This is a genomic window from Erwinia endophytica, from assembly GCF_009295515.1.
Classification (GTDB): Bacteria; Pseudomonadota; Gammaproteobacteria; order Enterobacterales; family Enterobacteriaceae; genus Erwinia; species Erwinia endophytica.
Genome location: NZ_RQVV01000049.1, coordinates 12,990 through 31,112 on the forward strand (window position 1 = coordinate 12,990; position 18,123 = coordinate 31,112).

At 51.2% G+C, this 18,123-nt stretch carries 19 protein-coding genes and 3 tRNA genes; 5 read left to right on the plus strand and 17 right to left on the minus strand.

All coding sequences use genetic code 11. The features are described 5' to 3' along the window. Positions 1-17 precede the first annotated feature (17 nt). Positions 18-617, minus strand: coding sequence for a TetR/AcrR family transcriptional regulator (locus tag EH228_RS13620; RefSeq protein ID WP_338030663.1), 600 nt, complete (start codon positions 615-617; stop codon positions 18-20). 202 nt (positions 618-819) lie between these two features. Between EH228_RS13620 and EH228_RS20665 the strand changes: the two genes are divergently transcribed. Both EH228_RS20665 and EH228_RS13625 read left to right on the plus strand, forming a co-directional pair. After that, complete coding sequence (locus EH228_RS20665; RefSeq protein WP_275065363.1) at positions 820-951, plus strand: hypothetical protein; 132 nt, start codon at positions 820-822, stop codon at positions 949-951. An 81-nt stretch (positions 952-1,032) separates the two neighbouring features. Further along, positions 1,033-1,548 carry a GNAT family N-acetyltransferase gene (locus EH228_RS13625; protein WP_152322189.1) on the plus strand — a complete coding sequence of 172 codons (516 nt, stop codon included), beginning with the start codon at positions 1,033-1,035 and terminating at the stop codon, positions 1,546-1,548. Here EH228_RS13625 and EH228_RS13630 read toward each other — a convergent pair. Continuing rightward, positions 1,495-2,229 carry a GNAT family N-acetyltransferase gene (locus EH228_RS13630; RefSeq protein WP_152322190.1) on the minus strand — a complete coding sequence of 245 codons (735 nt, stop codon included), beginning with the start codon at positions 2,227-2,229 and terminating at the stop codon, positions 1,495-1,497. The two genes, EH228_RS13625 and EH228_RS13630, sit on opposite strands and share 54 nt — an antisense overlap. A 49-nt stretch (positions 2,230-2,278) precedes the next feature. Here EH228_RS13630 and EH228_RS13635 point away from each other — a divergent pair, with 49 nt between their 5' ends. Then, positions 2,279-2,971, plus strand: a complete 693-nt coding sequence (locus EH228_RS13635) for a CTP synthase C-terminal region-related (seleno)protein (protein ID WP_152322191.1) — start codon at positions 2,279-2,281, stop codon at positions 2,969-2,971. 55 nt (positions 2,972-3,026) lie between these two features. Here the strand turns inward: EH228_RS13635 and rplS are convergent, their stop codons facing one another. The 5 genes from rplS to ffh form a co-directional block, all read right to left on the minus strand. Beyond that, on the minus strand, positions 3,027-3,389 hold the full coding sequence (gene rplS, locus EH228_RS13640; RefSeq protein ID WP_124234203.1) for a 50S ribosomal protein L19: 363 nt from the start codon (positions 3,387-3,389) through the stop codon (positions 3,027-3,029). A gap of 45 nt (positions 3,390-3,434) precedes the next feature. After that, positions 3,435-4,205, minus strand: coding sequence for a tRNA (guanosine(37)-N1)-methyltransferase TrmD (gene trmD, locus EH228_RS13645; RefSeq protein ID WP_152322231.1), 771 nt, complete (start codon positions 4,203-4,205; stop codon positions 3,435-3,437). A 35-nt stretch (positions 4,206-4,240) separates the two neighbouring features. Continuing rightward, a complete protein-coding gene (rimM, locus tag EH228_RS13650) occupies positions 4,241-4,789 on the minus strand; it encodes a ribosome maturation factor RimM (protein ID WP_152322192.1) in 549 nt (182 codons plus the stop codon). 18 nt (positions 4,790-4,807) lie between these two features. Next, on the minus strand, positions 4,808-5,056 hold the full coding sequence (gene rpsP, locus EH228_RS13655) for a 30S ribosomal protein S16 (RefSeq protein ID WP_124234201.1): 249 nt from the start codon (positions 5,054-5,056) through the stop codon (positions 4,808-4,810). Positions 5,057-5,192: 136 nt separating this feature from the next. Then, the gene (ffh, locus tag EH228_RS13660) at positions 5,193-6,554 is read right to left on the minus strand and encodes a signal recognition particle protein (protein ID WP_152322193.1); all 1,362 of its coding nucleotides are present in this window, start codon (positions 6,552-6,554) and stop codon (positions 5,193-5,195) included. A 166-nt stretch (positions 6,555-6,720) separates the two neighbouring features. Between ffh and EH228_RS13665 the strand changes: the two genes are divergently transcribed. Together EH228_RS13665 and EH228_RS13670 are read left to right on the plus strand one after the other, a co-directional pair. Continuing rightward, a complete protein-coding gene (locus EH228_RS13665; protein ID WP_152322194.1) occupies positions 6,721-7,512 on the plus strand; it encodes a cytochrome C assembly family protein in 792 nt (263 codons plus the stop codon). A gap of 25 nt (positions 7,513-7,537) precedes the next feature. Then, positions 7,538-8,812 carry an HlyC/CorC family transporter gene (locus EH228_RS13670; RefSeq protein WP_152322195.1) on the plus strand — a complete coding sequence of 425 codons (1,275 nt, stop codon included), beginning with the start codon at positions 7,538-7,540 and terminating at the stop codon, positions 8,810-8,812. 99 nt (positions 8,813-8,911) lie between these two features. Here the strand turns inward: EH228_RS13670 and luxS are convergent, their stop codons facing one another. From luxS to recA, 10 genes are all read right to left on the minus strand, one after another. Further along, entirely contained in the window at positions 8,912-9,427 is a 516-nt protein-coding gene (gene luxS / locus EH228_RS13675) for an S-ribosylhomocysteine lyase (protein WP_152322196.1), read from the minus strand. Positions 9,428-9,584: 157 nt separating this feature from the next. Continuing rightward, positions 9,585-11,144, minus strand: coding sequence for a glutamate--cysteine ligase (gene gshA / locus EH228_RS13680; protein WP_152322197.1), 1,560 nt, complete (start codon positions 11,142-11,144; stop codon positions 9,585-9,587). A 290-nt stretch (positions 11,145-11,434) separates the two neighbouring features. Next, positions 11,435-12,001, minus strand: a complete 567-nt coding sequence (yqaB, locus tag EH228_RS13685) for a fructose-1-phosphate/6-phosphogluconate phosphatase (RefSeq protein ID WP_152322198.1) — start codon at positions 11,999-12,001, stop codon at positions 11,435-11,437. A 316-nt stretch (positions 12,002-12,317) separates the two neighbouring features. After that, a tRNA-Arg gene (locus EH228_RS13690) sits at positions 12,318-12,394 on the minus strand. 85 nt (positions 12,395-12,479) lie between these two features. Beyond that, positions 12,480-12,556, minus strand: a tRNA-Arg gene (locus EH228_RS13695). 3 nt (positions 12,557-12,559) lie between these two features. After that, positions 12,560-12,652: transfer RNA gene (locus EH228_RS13700), tRNA-Ser, on the minus strand. A 315-nt stretch (positions 12,653-12,967) separates the two neighbouring features. Further along, a complete protein-coding gene (gene csrA, locus EH228_RS13705; RefSeq protein WP_004155916.1) occupies positions 12,968-13,153 on the minus strand; it encodes a carbon storage regulator CsrA in 186 nt (61 codons plus the stop codon). A gap of 247 nt (positions 13,154-13,400) precedes the next feature. Next, complete coding sequence (alaS, locus tag EH228_RS13710; RefSeq protein ID WP_152322199.1) at positions 13,401-16,028, minus strand: alanine--tRNA ligase; 2,628 nt, start codon at positions 16,026-16,028, stop codon at positions 13,401-13,403. Positions 16,029-16,167: 139 nt separating this feature from the next. After that, complete coding sequence (locus tag EH228_RS13715; RefSeq protein ID WP_152322200.1) at positions 16,168-16,677, minus strand: regulatory protein RecX; 510 nt, start codon at positions 16,675-16,677, stop codon at positions 16,168-16,170. Between the two features lie 310 nt (positions 16,678-16,987). Then, positions 16,988-18,055 (minus strand): recombinase RecA, encoded by a 1,068-nt coding sequence (recA, locus tag EH228_RS13720; protein ID WP_152322201.1) that lies wholly within the window; start codon positions 18,053-18,055, stop codon positions 16,988-16,990. Positions 18,056-18,123: the final 68 nt, after the last annotated feature.

The following is an 18,123-nucleotide window of genomic DNA, read 5'->3' on the forward strand; positions in this document are numbered from 1 at the left end:
TATCGGCAGCACAACGTTTACTGACTCCGCTCCGTTAATGCGACAGAACCGAAAGGAATGTCTTTCACGACTGCTGGCAGCATCAATCCCCAGGAGGATCTCGCCATCCCGTAAGTGAAAAACCGGTGATACCCAGTCACTGAGAAGCTTTCATGGCTTTTTACCGCTGGCTGCCAGGAGTCTTGCCGCCGCCTCGCCTGCATAAATCGCCGCCTGGGGAGCAATGACCAGAGCAGAAGAATGGCGCCTTCGAACAGCATCCATACCGCATCGGAAAGCGCTGCACCCGGTGAATTTCGCAGGCAGGCCGCAATGTATTCACGCTGTCTGTAGCGGTAATCAAGCGCTAACGCCGACAGCCGCTGATCTTCTTTCGCATATTCACCCCAGGCTTTCAGGAAAAAGCATCCTGACGGGCCATTTTCCTGCATCCACTCGCTCTGAACCACAAAAAGGCGGCTGATTGATTGCGGATCTTCGGGCGGAAGCAGTGCGGCGAAAAAGCGATGTTGTCTTTCAGCCAGAACCGCCTCCGTCAGCATCCCCCGCGAAGGAAAATAGCGATACAGCGTTCTTGTTGAGACGCCCGCTTCACTGCGGATCCGTGCTGGTCGCATGGAACCCGTTGAGACAGAACAACCGCTCTGCGGCCTGGATGATGTCGAGTTTTTTATCCACACCCTTAAAAGTAAACCGATCGTTTTACTTTTATCAAATTTCCGGCGGGAGAAAATCCCTGGCAGCAGCATAAATCAGTTCGTAAATTTTCACATCCGTACTTACTATGTCGATATATAAGGACAAATCAGGAGGTCAGCCATGAAACGACTGACCCTGGCCGGTGTACCGGAACTTGCTGGATGCCGCCACTCCCCTCTCGCTTCTTCCGGCACGGAGTTACTTTCCTGCGGGTACGATGCGGTCATGCTGATGTCCGTTATGGCTGGATAGCCAAAGACAATGAGACGCAGGCAGGGGGGTCATATCGTTCCGCCCTGTCTGCCCATTAGCGCTTATAAGGAGAGCAATACCATGAACCTCGTTTTCCGCCCCTATACCAATACGGATGCCAAAGATTTTGCCAGCGCAGTCATTGCCTCGCTGGATACACTGAGACCCTGGCTGGTATGGGCGCATGAAGATTTCACCGAAGCAGAAGCCCGTCAATGGTTTGCTACTACTCATACCCTGAGGCAAACAGGCGCAGCGAACGAGCTGGGTCTGTTTGCCGAAGACGGTCGCTTGTTAGGCGGTGCCGGACTACGTTATTCCAGCGAACAGACTCACCACTGCTCGATTGGCTATTGGGTGCGTAGTAGCGAACAGGGCCGGGGCATCGCCAGCCAGGCTGTACGTTATTTGGTCGACCTGGCGTGGCAAAGCCCGGAAAGAGATATTGTGGAAATCCTCGCGGCGGAAGAAAATGCCGCCAGCCGCAGGGTAGCAACCAAATGCGGCGCTGATTTTATCGGTATTCAGTACGGCTTAATCATGTTAGACAGCGGCCCGGTCAACACCGCCATCTACCATTTTCGTCGGCCTCAGTAGCGTTGACAGGCGCTGGTTCTGCTGTCCCTGTTCGTCGAAATTATCTTTCGCCAGCCAATGTGATATAGCCTCATCAATGACTGGCCATTCGCCATCCAGAATCGAAAACCACTGCGTATCACGTGAGCGCCCCTTGCGCACCATCATCTGCCGAAAAGTTCCTTCATAACGGAAGCCAATCCGTTCTGCCGCCTTACGGGAAGCGCTATTCAGCGCGTCGCATTTCCACTCCAGCCGGCGATAACCCAGCACAAAGGCGTTCTTCAGTAGCAAATACAGCGCCTCAGTTCCCACTATTGTCCGTTTCATCAGCGGAGACCAGGTCAGTCCTCCCAGCGCCAGCGAGCCGTTAACGGTATCGATGCGCATATGTGATGCCAGCCCCACTGGGCGGTTACGACGGGCACAGAAAATAGTGAAGATGACCCAGTGAGCTTCTTCTGCACGCTTAGTCAACCAGGTACGGAAAGCCTCAAGCGTAGCCGGTCTCTCCTCGGTCAAATAAGTCCAGTCACGCCCATCAGGCGCAGAAGCACAGGCAGTATAAAGATCGTTGCAATGCTTAACCGCATCCAGAGGTTCAAGAGAGCAATACTGTCCTACGAGAGATGTTATCGCCTGACAAGACTCAACGGCAGCAGCAATACGCGGAACCCCGTTAACAAAATGCAATATTGTCAATTTATTAAGGTTGCTATAGCATCCTCTTTTACCTGCACAGGAAAATAAAATGCACTCACCTGTCCGTATTGCACTTGTTGGTGATTATCGTCCCACCACCATTGCCCATCAGGCCATTCCCCTCGCGATCGAACTTGCTGCGGTCTCACTCAATATCCCGGTGAGCGCTGAATGGTTGCCAACGGGAGCTGTCACCAGTCCCGCTATATTAGAAAATTTCGCCGCCATATGGCTGGCGCCTGGTAGCCCCTACCAAAATTCCCAGGGCGCGTTTTTGTCTATCACTTATGCCCGTGAACATAACGTACCGTTTCTTGGTTCGTGCGCTGGTTTCCAGTATGCCGTGGTGGAAGATGCCCGCAATGTCATAGGCTGGACCGATGCCACACACGCTGAGACGGATACCAAAGGACGGATGGTCATCGCTCCGCTCACCTGTTCACTGGTGGAGAAAACAGGCGATATTGTATTCAAACCAGGCTCTCTTATCGCCAGCGCCTACGGTAAGCTGGAAGCCTGCGAAGGCTATCACTGCAATTTCGGCGTTAACCCGGCGTTCGTAAAAGAGTTGGCGGATTTCCCCCTGCGGATTACCGCATGGGACCGTGAAGGTGACGTACGCGGCATTGAGCTGCCGGAGCATAAATACTTCGTCGCTACACTGTTCCAGTCTGAGCGAGCCGCGCTACGTAATGCGCTGTCACCACTGGTGGTTGAGTTGATTAACGCGACCCAGCGATAAATTACAGGCATAAAAAAAGGGCCAACCTTTCGGTCAGCCCTTGTTCACTATTAACTTAGGATGCTGCTTTCGCGCCCAGACGTTCTTTGATACGTGCAGACTTACCAGTACGCTCACGCAGGTAGTACAGTTTGGCCTTACGTACGGCACCACGGCGTTTAACAGTAATGCTGTCGATAACAGGTGAGTGAGTCTGGAAGACACGCTCAACACCTTCGCCGTTAGAAATTTTGCGAACAGTGAATGCAGAATGCAGACCGCGGTTACGAATAGCGATAACCACGCCCTCGAATGCCTGCAGACGTTTCTTTGAACCTTCAACGACCCATACTTTCACTTCCACGGAATCACCCGGACGGAATGAAGGTACGTCCTGTTTCATCTGCTCTTGTTCGATTTGCTTGATAATGTTGCTCATAATAATCTCTCTTATCCTGGGTAAACTGATATTCAGGCTCCACGGCTACTGCCGGGATTGCCCATCATCGTTATATTGCTGGTTGAACTCCTCACGGAACTCGCTCAGCAACTTTGCTTGCTCTTCAGTCAGAGCCAGGTTTTCCAGAAGTTCAGGTCTTCTAAGCCAGGTACGGCCCAGCGACTGTTTCAGACGCCAGCGGCGAATTTCAGCATGGTTGCCCGACAGCAAAACTGGCGGAACCTCCATCCCTTCTAACACTTCAGGTCGGGTGTAGTGTGGACAATCCAGCAATCCCTCGGAAAACGAGTCTTCCTCGGCTGACGCCTGCTTACCCAATACGCCGGGGATAAACCGGGCGACCGAGTCAATCAGCGTCATCGCTGGCAGTTCCCCGCCACTGAGTACGTAATCACCGATCGACCATTCTTCATCGATTTCAGTTTTGATTACACGCTCATCAATCCCTTCATAACGACCACATACCAGAATCAACTTCTGCTGGGTCGCCAGTTCACAAACTCCCTGTTGATCGAGTTTGCGTCCCTGAGGTGAAAGATAAATCACCTTAACGCCTTCTCCTGCCGCCGCTTTTGCTGCATGGATGGCATCCCGCAAGGGCTGAACCATCATTAGCATTCCCGGTCCGCCGCCGTAAGGACGATCATCCACGGTACGGTGCCGGTCATGAGTGAAGTCACGAGGACTCCAGCTCTGAATGCTGAGCAGGCCATTTTTTACTGCCCGGCCAGTCACTCCGTAGTCGGTAATCGCGCGAAACATCTCAGGGAACAGGCTGATTATCCCTATCCACATCGACTGCGCCGACGTTTTACCGTGTGGTTCGGAGCTCAAAAACCAGGATCCCAATCGACTTCAATCGTGCCGGTAGTGAGATCGACATTCTTGATAACCTGTCCATCAAGGAACGGAATCAGCCGCTCCTTCGCACCGAATGCATCTTTCAGGTTTGCCTTCACGACGAGCACGTCGTTTGAACCAGTCTCCATCAGCTCTGCGACTTTACCAAGTGCATAGCCCTGGGTGGTAACGACCTGGCAACCAATAAGGTCTTTCCAGTAGTAGTCGCCGTTATCCAGTTCAGGCAACTGCTCAGCACTCACGACAATGTCGCAATTCGTCAACAGACCGGCAGTATCACGATCGTCAAAACCTTTAACTTTGATGATCATGTCCTGATTGTGGCGCTTCCAGCCTTCCAGCTCGATAGGCTGCCATTGACCCGCCCGCTGGATAAACCACGGTTGATAGTCAAAAATACTTTCGGCATCTTCAGTGGAGGAAAACACTTTGAGCCAACCACGAATACCGTAAGCCGCACCCATTTTTCCCAAAATTAATGGGTTCTCGGGCGACGACGCGGTGTGTTGCTTGCTCATGTTGACCACCGTGACAGATTAAGCTGCTTTCTTAGCTTCTTTGATCAGCGCACCAACGCGATCAGAGAGTGTTGCGCCCTGGCCAACCCAGTGCTCAATGCGATCCAAATCCAGACGCAGTGCTTCAGCCTGACCTGATGCGATCGGGTTGAAGAAACCAACGCGCTCAATGAAGCGGCCATTGCGAGCATTACGGCTGTCAGTAACGACTACCTGATAAAACGGACGCTTTTTAGCGCCGTGACGTGCCAAACGAATTGTTACCATAACATCCTCTTTAGTTAATAAAACAACCGGGCCCCATTGAGGGAACGGGGCCCGGATGCAATATAAAAAGCCCGAAAATTTTACTCATTTTGGCGCAAAAAGCAATCTAATTCACCTGAGTGATTTTCCGGCTCACTTAGCGACCCGGGAAGCCTGGCGGCATCATACCTTTCATGCCGCGCAGCATCTTCGCCATACCGCCCTTCTTCATCTTCTTCATCATGCGCTGCATGTCGTCAAACTGCTTCAGCAAGCGGTTGACATCCTGTACCTGCATACCAGACCCCGTGGCGATACGACGCTTGCGGGAACCTTTGATTATCTCTGGTTTCTCACGTTCTTTACGGGTCATGGAATTGATCATCGCTTCCATCCGGACCAGTACTTTGTCATCCATCTGCGATTTAACGTTATCCGGCAGTTGCCCCATGCCTGGCAGTTTACCCATCAGGTTGGCCATACCGCCCATGTTGCGCATCTGCTTCAACTGATCCAGAAAATCGTTCAGGTCAAAACCATCACCTTTTTTCAGTTTGCTGGCCAGTTTCTCTGCCTGCGCCCGATCAACCTTGCTCTCAATATCTTCGATCAGCGACAACACATCGCCCATGCCAAGGATACGTGAGGCAATACGATCCGGGTAGAACGGCTCCAGAGCGTCGGTTTTTTCACCGACCCCCATAAATTTAATCGGCTTACCGGTGATATGACGGATTGACAGCGCCGCACCGCCACGGGCATCGCCATCCACCTTGGTCAATACCACACCGGTCAGCGGCAGTGCTTCGTTAAATGCTTTCGCCGTGTTAGCGGCGTCCTGACCGGTCATCGCATCGACCACAAACAGGGTTTCAACCGGGTTAATCGCGGCGTGTACCTGTTTGATCTCATCCATCATCGCTTCATCAACGTGCAAACGACCCGCGGTATCGACCAGCAGCACATCATAAAACTTAAGTTTAGCCTGCTGCAGCGCATCTTTAACGATATCGACTGGCTTTTGGCTCAAGTCTGATGGACAAAAATCCACTCCGACCTGTTCAGCCAACGTTTCCAACTGTTTGATTGCCGCCGGACGATAAACGTCAGCAGACACCACCAATACTTTTTTCTTGTGCTTCTCACGCAAGAATTTGCCCAGCTTGCCGACGCTGGTAGTTTTACCTGCCCCTTGCAGACCGGCCATCAGTACTACGGCAGGCGGCTGAGCGGCCAGATTCAGCGTGTTGTTTTCCGCCCCCATCGCGGCAACCAACTCATTCTGCACGATTTTTACGAACTCCTGCCCCGGCGTCAGACTCTTGTTGACATCCTGGCCAACCGCGCGTTCTTTGACGCGGGAGATGAAGTCTCGCACGACCGGCAGCGCAACATCCGCCTCAAGCAGCGCCATACGAACTTCACGCAGCGTGTCCTTAATGTTGTCTTCTGTCAGCCGTCCTCGGCCACTGATATTGCGCAGGGTTTGCGACAATCTGTCGGTTAAATTATCAAACATCGTCTCTCGCTCACGTAATTTGAGAGGTCGCCAGGCGACACAATGGCGCGAATTATAGCATGAAGACACAGCGATCTCAGCCATCTACGTTGAGATCGTTTGGAGCCAGCAGCCGCTGGCGCTATACTGCTTTTTTCCTTAGTCTTCCCGGTACCTGACAACCTTTATGTCTGTATTTGCGATTCTGGCGTTGTTCGCCTACTCCTTCAGCCTTGCTCTGATCATCCCCAGCCTATTGCGCAGACAAAGTGCCTGGCGGCGACTGGCGGTAATGTCGGCCTTTATTGCGCTGATCTGCCATGCCGTGGCGCTACAACAACATATTTTTGCCATGGGCAACGGTCAAAACCTCAGCCTGCTAAACATCGGTTCGCTGGTCAGCCTGATAATTTGCACCATCATGACTATCGTGGCTTCACGTAATCGTGGCTGGATACTGTTGCCAATTGTTTATAGCTTTGCGCTGATCAATCTGGCGTTTGCCACCTTTGTGCCGAATGCCTTTATTACTCACCTGGAAACTACGCCGGGGATGATGGTGCATATCGGCCTGGCACTGTTTGCCTACGCCACGCTGATCATTGCTGCGCTTTATGCCTTACAATTGGCATGGATTGACTATCTGTTAAAAAACAAAAAGCTGGCGTTCAGTAACGACATTCCGCCATTGATGTCCATCGAACGCAAAATGTTCCATATTACTCAGGTAGGGGTTGTACTGCTGACGTTGGTGTTGTGTACTGGCCTGTTCTATATGCATGATCTCTTCAGTCGCGAAAATATCGATAAAGCGGTGCTGTCGATCCTTGCCTGGTTCGTTTATATCGTTCTGCTTTGGGGCCACTATCATGAAGGCTGGCGAGGTCGTCGCGTTGCCTGGTTCAACTTTGGTGGAGCGTTTCTACTGACGATGGCTTATTTCGGTAGCCGTATGCTACAGCATTTCCTGACTTCCTGATTAACAACAACAAGGAATTCCTCTGTTGGAACACGTTTCAACGACCAGTCTGATCATGATTCTGGTGCTGATGGTTTTGGTGTCAGCGTGGTTTGCCGGTTCTGAAACCGGCATGATGACGCTAAACCGTTATAAGTTACGCCATCAAGCCAAAAATGGCAGCCGTGCCGCCCGCCGCGTAGAGAAGCTGCTGCGCCGTCCCGACCGTTTACTCAGCCTGGTGCTGATTGGCAACAACCTGGTTAACATTCTGGCGTCAGCGTTAGCGACCATCGTCGGGATGCGTATTCATGGCGATGAGGGCGTGGCAATTGCCACTGGCATCCTGACCTTCTGTGTGCTGGTGTTTGCCGAAGTTCTGCCAAAAACCATCGCCGCACTCTACCCTGAGAAAGTCGCTTTCCCGAGCAGTCTGTTACTGGGGCCGCTGCAAATGGTGATGATGCCCGTAGTCTGGCTGCTGAATACCATTACCCGTATTTTGATGCGCCTGGTCGGCATGAAAACCGAAGGGGCTGTTAACTCTGCGCTGAGCAAGGAAGAACTGCGCACCATCGTCTATGAATCCCGCTCACTGATGTCCCGCCGTAACCAGGACATGCTGCTGTCAGTGCTGGATCTGGAGAAAGTGAGTGTTGATGACATCATGGTGCCACGCAATGAAATTGTCGGGATCAACATCAACGATGACTGGAAGTCGATTGTCCGCCAACTAACCCATACACCGCATGGCCGCATCGTACTTTACCGTGACTCCCTTGATGACACCATCAGCATGCTGCGCGTGCGAGAAGCCTATCGTCTGATGACTGAAAAGAAAGAGTTCACCAAAGAGGTGATGCTGCGCTCGGCTGACGAGATTTATTATGTGCCGGAAGGTACGCCGCTGAACGTACAACTGGTGAAATTTCAACGTAACAAGAAAAAGGTCGGGCTGGTTGTCGATGAATATGGTGATATCAAAGGCCTGGTGACGATTGAAGATATTCTCGAAGAGATTGTCGGCGACTTCACCACGTCCATGTCACCAACGCTGGCGGAAGAAGTGGTACCGCAAAATGATGGCTCAGTACTGATTGAAGGCAGCGCCAACATCCGTGAACTGAACAAAGCGTTTAACTGGAACCTGCCGGAAGATGAGGCTCGCACGGTTAATGGGATGATTCTGGAAGCTATTGAGGACATCCCCTTACCAAACACCACGGTACATATCGGCCAGTATGCGGTGGATATTCTCGACGTACAGGAAAACATGATTAAACAGGTTCGCATCACGCCGCAAAAATCGCTAAGGGAATAAAACCAGCAAGAGAAATCCATCCCCTGCAGCTGATAGTATTCAGTACTGCAGGGGAAAGCGTTGCCGCCCCGGCGATCGAGACGGTAAAACGGCATTGCACTAAATATGTAATTCTTGCAGTTTTTCTTTCGGCAGGGCCAGCGCATCGTTATGGTTAATACCAATATCGTGGTCGACGATATGACGGGCGATATCCTGTGCTTCAGCTAAAGAGTGCATTTGCCAGGTGCCACACTGATACTCATTCAACTCAGGAATGGTGCGCTGGTCAGTGACTTTCAGCACATCCTGCATCGCTTCTTTCCAGGCTTTGGCCACGCGCTGCTCGTCCGGCGTACCAATCAGGCTCATATAGAAACCCGTGCGACACCCCATTGGGGAGATGTCGATGATCTCCACACCGTCACCATTTAAATGATTACGCATAAAACCAGCAAACAAGTGCTCCAACGTGTGGATACCACGCTCAGGCATGACTTCTTTGTTTGGCTTGCAAAAACGCAAGTCGAAGACGGTAATGGTATCGCCATGAGGAGTGTTCATGGTCTTGGCTACGCGTACCGCAGGTGCCGCCATGATAGTGTGATCGACGGTAAAGCTATCCAGCAATGGCATATTGTTACCTCAACTAAAATGAATTTATTTTTGCAACGATGAAACTTTCTCTGTGGTCCCGGGTCTGAATATATGAAAGACGCGCATTTTGTTATCATCATCCCTGACAACAGAGATGTTATGTTTGGCCACCATCGTGTGGCCATTTTCTTTTGTGTTAGCGTCTACTCTGCAGAAAATCTTCAAAGCTCAGCGTATCACTTTCTTCAATTTCCTGCTGATGATCCTTTGAGCGAATAGCCTCCTGCTCAAACTGCGATTCAGTGAGGATCTCCAGCCTTTCTTCCGCTAACTGATGATGATACTGCTCCGACAGCGCCAGACCTGTTCCCACAATGCCGTTCTCTTTTAACGCCTCCAGGAAGCGGGCGGAATAAGTCAGTCCGGGATCGTCAAACGAAGCAACCAGGCGATCACAGACGACCTGGTACTGATGATCACCCTGTTGACGGTCCAGCGTTTCCGCCACGCGCCGTAAATCCCTGAACAGCGTTTTACCCACATCCTGCAACGGATGCTGCGCTTCACCGCAGCCGACACCCAACATCAGTCCCGGTTTACGCCCTTCAAGGATGACCCGATTCCAGTTAGTTCGCGTACATTGCAGCTCTGCACTGCTCATCTCCGGCGCATCAGCCAGCGTACACCAAATCAGAAACAGATCGAGGAAACGCACCTGATTTTCATCCACGCCAATAGACGAGAACGGATTAATGTCCAGCGAACGCACTTCAATATACTCAATGCCGCCACGCAGTAAAGCATCTGAAGGGTTCTCATCTGAACGTGTTACGCGTTTGGGGCGAATCGGGGCATACAACTCGTTTTCGATCTGTAACACGTTGGTGTTAAGCTGCAACCAGTTACCCTGCTCATCCTTCACCCCCAGCTTCGCATACTCTTGCGAAGGCGTTTTGATCGCCGCTTTCAGCGCCTTCACATAGTCTGGCAAATTGTTGAAGGTAATACCAAGACCGCTTTGTGACTTATTGGTATAACCTAAATCGCTCAGGCGCAAAGAGGTGGCATAAGGTAGATAAAGCATACCTTTATCGGTGCGCTCAAACGGCAACGCCGTCTCTTTCCCTTGCAGGAAAGAGGAACAAATCGCGGGTGAAGCGCCGAACAGATAAGGAATAATCCAGCCAAAGCGGTAGTAATTACGGATTAAGCGTAGATAACCAGCAGAAATGGCGTCTTTCCCACTCTCAGCATCGTCCACATTGGCCCACGCCCGCCAGAAGCTCTGCGGCAATGAGAAGTTATAATGCACCCCGGAAATCACCTGCATCAACGCGCCATAGCGATTCTTTAATCCTTCACGATACAGCGTTTTCAACTTACCGATGTTCGAAAAACCATACTGCGCCAGCTCAATCTGCTGGCTGTCTTCGATCAGGCAAGGCATGCTCATCGGCCACATCCGCTCTTCACCAAGATTGTGGGAAACATGACGATGAATATCGCGCAGAAAAGCCAGCAGATGATCGATGTCGTGATCAACCGGCGTAATAAACTCGAGCAGCGTTTCCGCAAAATCAGTGGTGATCCACTTGTGCGTCAGGGCTGAGCCAAACGATGACGGGTGTCCGGTAGCGGCCAGGTGACCATCAGGTTTGACACGCAACGTTTCACGCTCAATACCACGACCAATACCTTGCAATGCGTCAGGGTGGGCTTCCAGCCAGGAAAGCGCCTGTGATACGTCCGGGATCAAATTGACCTCCCGCTTGGGGAAAATTTATTATTGTTCAGCATAATGTTAACCGCAGCGCGGATGAATCGCTAATCCACGCTACCTTTCCATGCCCTGTAGTGTTACGAAGACCAGCAAGCAATGATAATAGTTATCAGGCTGCTCAACGTGTTCGCTCGTGCGGCGCTAAAACAATACCTGGAACAGCAGGCAAGCATACCGGACAGCAGACCGCACAACTCAGCCACTCCGTAGCCACATGGCCTGGAGGAAAAGCCAGGCAAACAGTACCTCCCTGGTAAACCATTCGTTCACAGCAGGCGAACATCAACAAAATCCATTCCTGCCGCCTGCGCGGCCTGAATGCCAAAATCAGCATCCTCAAACACCACACAGCGTGTCGGCGCTACCTTGATAAGCTCAGCACAACGCAAAAAGGTATCAGGTTCAGGTTTGTGACGCGTAACGTCATCAGCGCCCACGATGGCATCGAAATAGTCACGCAGCCCTAAATGCTGCAATAATGCCTCCGCCATCGCATGTTCACTGCCGGTGCCGACCGCCATCGGGCGGCGCCCTTTATAGGCCTTTACCACCTCAACCAACGCTAAAGGCTGTACGGTATCGAACAATATCTCTCTTAAAACAGCCGTTTTCTCGGCTGCCAGCACCATGGGGTCAAGATTGCTCTGTTGGCTGGCGATAATCACTTCAGCAATACGCCAGGTCGGAGAACCATTCAGTCCTGTCACTGTGCGTTCATCAAAACTCAAACCATAGCGGGTCAGTACAACATCCCAGGCTTTACGGTGCGTCGGCTCGGTATCAAGGATAGTGCCATCCATATCGAATATCAGACCGTCATACCCCTCGTACATACACTCATCTCCCCTTGCACCCGCAAATGAATACTTTAGCGCAAAGCAATTGAATTGTCGCGAGGGGGAGCAATGGGAAAATACTTTGAATTAATTAACGTTTTTTTATTATCGGAATTTGATGTCAGAAAATACGCAGAGGATGACACAGAGAAGAAATGGGATTATTCGTTGACATAGTAATCAGCGATGTATCAGGGAGATTCAACGTTGCCTCAATCTTGCGATCTATTACAAAACACCGCCATCACACTCTGCACATACTGATATATCTCAGAGAGAGACAGAAACATGCTGCCAACCGCTCTACAAGATATGGTGCATCCGGGAGGATTCGAACCTCCGACCGCTCGGTTCGTAGCCGAGTACTCTATCCAGCTGAGCTACGGATGCATAATAAAACAATGCTACACAGTAATGCTAAAATTCATCTTGATACAGGGACACTGCATCGGTACTTCTTTTTCTCTAAAGAGAATGGTGCATCCGGGAGGATTCGAACCTCCGACCGCTCGGTTCGTAGCCGAGTACTCTATCCAGCTGAGCTACGGATGCAAATGGCGGTGAGGCGGGGATTCGAACCCCGGATGCAGCTTTTGACCGCATACTCCCTTAGCAGGGGAGCGCCTTCAGCCTCTCGGCCACCTCACCACACGCCCTCTTTCGAGTTGTGCTTCAGAACATTGTTTCCGCTCATCGGCACTGCGTGGCGCACATATTACTTTCCCGCACTTATAAGTCAAACAATTTTTCCCACCAAATGTTTGATTGCGCAATTCCCGCCCAATACGGGTATTTTGGCGGCAAAAAGAGTGGATTATCAACAATAATTCGGGTAACGAAAGACAATAAGCAACAACATGGCAAAGTGAGCAATAAGAAGATGAAACAGAGGAAATGGGGAAAAATGGGGAGAGGGGAAAACCGGTAGCGCCTCGCTATGATGTTAGCGAGGCGCTGGATCCGTTAGTAACTCGTTTGCTGCGTTTTTTCGGCCTGGATGCGCTGATAGATCTCTTCGCGATGAACCGAAACTTCTTTAGGGGCGTTCACACCGATACGAACCTGATTCCCTTTTACTCCCAGCACCGTTACAGTCACCTCATCACCTATCATGAGGGTTTCACCAACTCGACGAGTTAGAATAAGCATTCTTTGCTCCTTGAAAGATTAAAAGAGTCGGGCTAACTGTCTCCCGGCATTATCCATCATATAACGCTAAATGTAGACTATGACAAATACACCACAAGTGCACCATCATACCAATACATTCTGCTGATACTTAGTTTAGCCGAAATACACACCATCAACCTGACTTTGTGTTTTATTGAGAACGCACCTGACCAAAAACACTGTGGAACCCTCGCCACAGCGTCCTCTGAGGTACCTTTTTAATGTGTTACAGTTTTGTCATAACCCAGGCTTCAACGCCAGACAATGCGCCAGGCAACGCCTGAGCATTGCTGCCGCCGGCCTGAGCCATATCCGGACGACCACCACCCTTGCCGCCGACCTGCTGGGCTAATTGCCCTACCAGCTCACCAGCCTTCACGCGATCAGTCACATCTTTGGTGACGCCAGCAATCAGCGACACCTTACCTTCATCCACTGTCGCCAGCACAATAATCGCCGACTTGAGCTGATTCTTCAGGTCATCCACCATGGTTCGTAACATTTTGGGCTCAACACCGGTCAGCTCCCTGACCAACAGCTTCACACCTTTTACCTCCACCGCTTTGCTGCTCAGAGAGGCGCTTTCCTTCGCTGCCTGTTGATCTTTCAACTGCTGTAGCTCTTTTTCCAGTCCGCGAATATTGTCGATCATCGCGCGCACTTTTTCATTCAGGTTGCTGCTGTTCGCTTTCACCAATTGAGCAATCTCGTGCAGTTGTTCACTCTGCACATACATTTGCTTCAGCGCCCCTTCTCCAGTCACCGCTTCAATACGACGAATGCCAGCCGCTGTACCGGACTCAGAAGTGATCCGGAACAGGCCAATATCACCAGTACGACTGGCGTGGGTCCCACCGCACAGCTCGGTGGAGAAATCCCCCATGGTCAGTACACGGACATGGGAATCGTATTTCTCTCCGAACAGTGCCATAGCGCCCAGCGCTTTTGCCGATTCGAGTTCCATGATGTTAGTATCGATAGCCAGGTTACGGCGGATCTGCGCATTAACTATCTCTTCCACCTGGCGAATTTCCTGTGGTTTCATCGCCTCAAAATGCGAGAAGTCGAAACGCAGGTATTTATCGTTAACCAGAGAGCCTTTCTGCGCAACGTGCTGGCCGAGAACCTGCCGTAACGCGGCATGCAGTAAGTGAGTTGCTGAATGATTCAGGCGAATACGGGCCCGACGCGCCTCATCCACATGGGCAGCCAAACGGTCACCGACACGAAGATAGCCAGAAACCAGCGTGCCGATATGGCCAATTGCCTGACCGTATTTCTGCGTGTCGGTTACATTGAACAAGGCATTACTGCCCTGCAACTCACCGGTGTCACCCACTTGCCCACCCGATTCACCATAGAAAGGCGTTTCATCAAGAACGATCACCCCTTGCTGACCCGCCGCGATTTCATCAGTGGGTTGGCCATCAACAAAAATCGCCTTCACCGTCGCAGTCAGCTTCAACTGGTCATAGCCCTGGAAGTGTGAAACCGTATCAATACGGATAACGTTATTGTAATCGGTACCGAAACCGCTGGCCTCACGCGCTCGCTGACGCTGCTGTTCCATTGCACGCTCAAAACCGTCTTGATCAATTTTCAGATTACGCTCACGGCAAACATCAGCGGTCAGGTCTGCCGGGAAACCAAAGGTGTCATACAAGCGAAAGACCGTCTCACCATCCAGGGTGTCCCCCTGCAGTTTCGACAGCTCATCATCCAGTAACGCCAGACCGCGCTCCAGCGTTTTGGCGAACTGCTCTTCTTCGGTTTTCAACACCTGCTCAACCTGGGATCGCTGGCTTTTCAACTCGTCACCGGCGGCCCCCATCACGTCAATCAATGGTGCAACCAACTTCCAGAAGAACGTTCCCTGCACCCCCAGCATATGACCGTGACGAATTGCACGACGAATGATACGACGCAACACGTAGCCACGATTTTCATTCGATGGAATAACGCCATCCGCCACAAGGAAGGAACATGAACGAATGTGGTCCGCGATAACACGCAGTGATTTACTGCTCAGGTCAGTCGCGCCAGTAACGGAAGCCACAGATTTGATCAGTTTCTGGAACAGATCGATTTCGTAGTTGGAATTAACGTGCTGCAGCACTGCCGCAATGCGTTCCAGCCCCATACCGGTATCCACGGAAGGTTTTGGCAGCGGTAGCATGGTACCGTCAGACTGACGGTTGAACTGCATGAAAACAATGTTCCAGATTTCAATATAACGGTCACCATCTTCTTCCGGACTGCCTGGCGGTCCCCCCCAGATATGCTCGCCATGATCGAAGAAGATCTCCGTACATGGGCCGCATGGACCGGTATCACCCATCTGCCAGAAGTTATCAGAAGCCCAGGCGCTGCCTTTGTTGTCACCGATACGGATAATACGCTCGCGGGGTACACCAACTTCATTAGCCCAAATGTCGAAAGCCTCGTCATCGGTCTCATAGACAGTGACCCACAGCTTGTCTTTCGGCAAATTAAACCACTGCGCTCCCGTCAGCAGTTCCCAGGCATAACTAATGGCTTCACGCTTGAAGTAGTCACCAAAGCTAAAATTACCCAGCATCTCGAAGAATGTGTGGTGACGAGCGGTATAACCAACATTTTCCAGATCGTTGTGTTTGCCGCCAGCCCGAACGCAACGCTGAGAAGTAGTCGCGCGCGAGTAGTTACGTTTGTCCTGGCCGAGGAAAACATCCTTAAACTGGTTCATTCCGGCATTGGTAAACAACAGCGTCGGGTCATTAGTCGGGACGAGGGAGCTGCTGGCTACAACCTGGTGCCCCTTGCTATGGAAAAAGTCGAGAAACGTCTGGCGAATCTCCGCAGTGCTCTTGCTCATAATTGTCCTGGAATCACGCTAACGAATGTTTCGTGGGTCTGATACACCGGCAGGTTTTCCCTTCTCCCGGCAACGCACGAACAAAAAGTGGTGAATAAGATAAATTTTCTTCGGGGGGAAGTAAAATCCCATCGTTAATTCAATCATCAAAATTTGAAAAAATGCTGCGAATATCCGCAGAAAAGAAGCCTTTCGTCATCAGATAACGCTGCACTTTGGCTTTTTCTTGCCAGTTTGCCGGCAATGGTCGGCCAAACTTACGCTCTGCCACTTCACGTGCCTGCCTGCTCCAGTCAATCTCAGCACTGGCCAGTGCGTCATCCGTCAACGTTCTGTCCACCCCCTTTTGTTCCAGCTCCATGCGGATACGCTGCGGGCCATAACCCTTACGACTGCGGCTGGCGACAAAACGTTCGGCAAAATGGGCATCATCAAGATAGTGATTTTCATAGCACCAGACGACCACACGGTCGATTTGTTCTGGCGTCGGAGGAACCTGCGCTTGCTCTTTGGCATACATGGCCGAGCGCGCTACCGACAATGACAACTTGTGACGAAACTCAGCCTCACTGTGATCACGCAGGGCAAGAATACGCATCGCCCTGTCCAGTAAACGGGAAAACTGGTTATGCGCAGTGGCATCCGACATCTAAACTCCACTGTTTTCAGCTCAATTAATAGAGACTCGCCATCTTTAAGCGGCAGATGTGTTGGCGATGTTTATCACCCAAATCACTTACCTGAGTAAGCCCATCAGGTGCCCTTCACTTGCTGTCTTCCTGAGGCTTGCAGAGTTTAAGGTATAGTCAGGATAAGGGTAACGAGGAACGGCGGAAGAAACAAACGCAGGAAAAATACAGCGGAAAGATAGCAGACAGAAAGAGAAAAGGAACGGGGTCTGAATCGTTCCTTTTCATCTTCATCAACCCGACGAAATTTAATCGCCCTCAAGCTGAAAATCAGAAGTTTTCGTTTGCTTCACTGGGCTCATCAACACGGGCTTCGTCGGCAACGGAATCAACTTTGGCATCTGGGTTATTCAGCAACATAGCGCGCAGTTTCGCTTCAATTTCGTTGGCTACAGCGGGGTTTTCTTTCAGGAAGTTACCCGCATTGGCTTTGCCTTGCCCAATTTTATCACCGTTATAACTGTACCAGGCACCGGCTTTTTCAATCAACTTGTGCTTGACGCCCAGGTCAATTAATTCACCGTAGATATTGATCCCTTCACCATACATGATCTGGAATTCGGCCTGTTTGAACGGCGCGGCGATTTTGTTTTTCACCACTTTAACTCGGGTTTCGCTGCCCACCACTTCGTCACCCTCTTTAATCGCGCCAATACGACGGATATCCAGGCGAACAGAGGCATAGAACTTCAAGGCGTTCCCGCCGGTGGTGGTTTCCGGGTTACCAAACATCACCCCGATTTTCATGCGGATCTGATTGATAAAGATCAACAGCGTGTTAGAGTTTTTCAGGTTACCGGCTAACTTACGCATTGCCTGGCTCATCATACGAGCCGCGAGCCCCATATGAGAGTCACCGATTTCCCCTTCGATTTCTGCTTTTGGTGTTAACGCGGCCACGGAGTCAACGATGATGACATCAACCGCGCCAGAACGCGCCAGTGCATCACAGATTTCCAGCGCCTGCTCGCCAGTGTCTGGCTGGGAACACAGCAGGTTATCAATGTCCACGCCGAGTTTTTTCGCATAGATCGGATCCAGTGCGTGTTCCGCATCAATAAACGCACAGGTTTTCCCTTTGCGCTGCGCCGCGGCGATAACCTGCAGGGTCAGCGTGGTTTTACCGGAAGATTCCGGGCCATAAATTTCGACAATACGGCCCATTGGCAGACCGCCCGCGCCCAGGGCAATATCCAGCGACAGGGAGCCTGTAGAGATGGTTTCCACGTCCATAGTGCGATCTTCACCCAGGCGCATGATGGAGCCTTTACCAAATTGCTTTTCAATCTGGCCCAGCGCTGCTGCCAGTGCTTTTTGCTTGTTTTCGTCAATAGCCATTTCAACTCCTAATCACGCGGGTAAAGCCCCATCTACGCGGCTTTGTATAAATTCAATATAACAGCGAT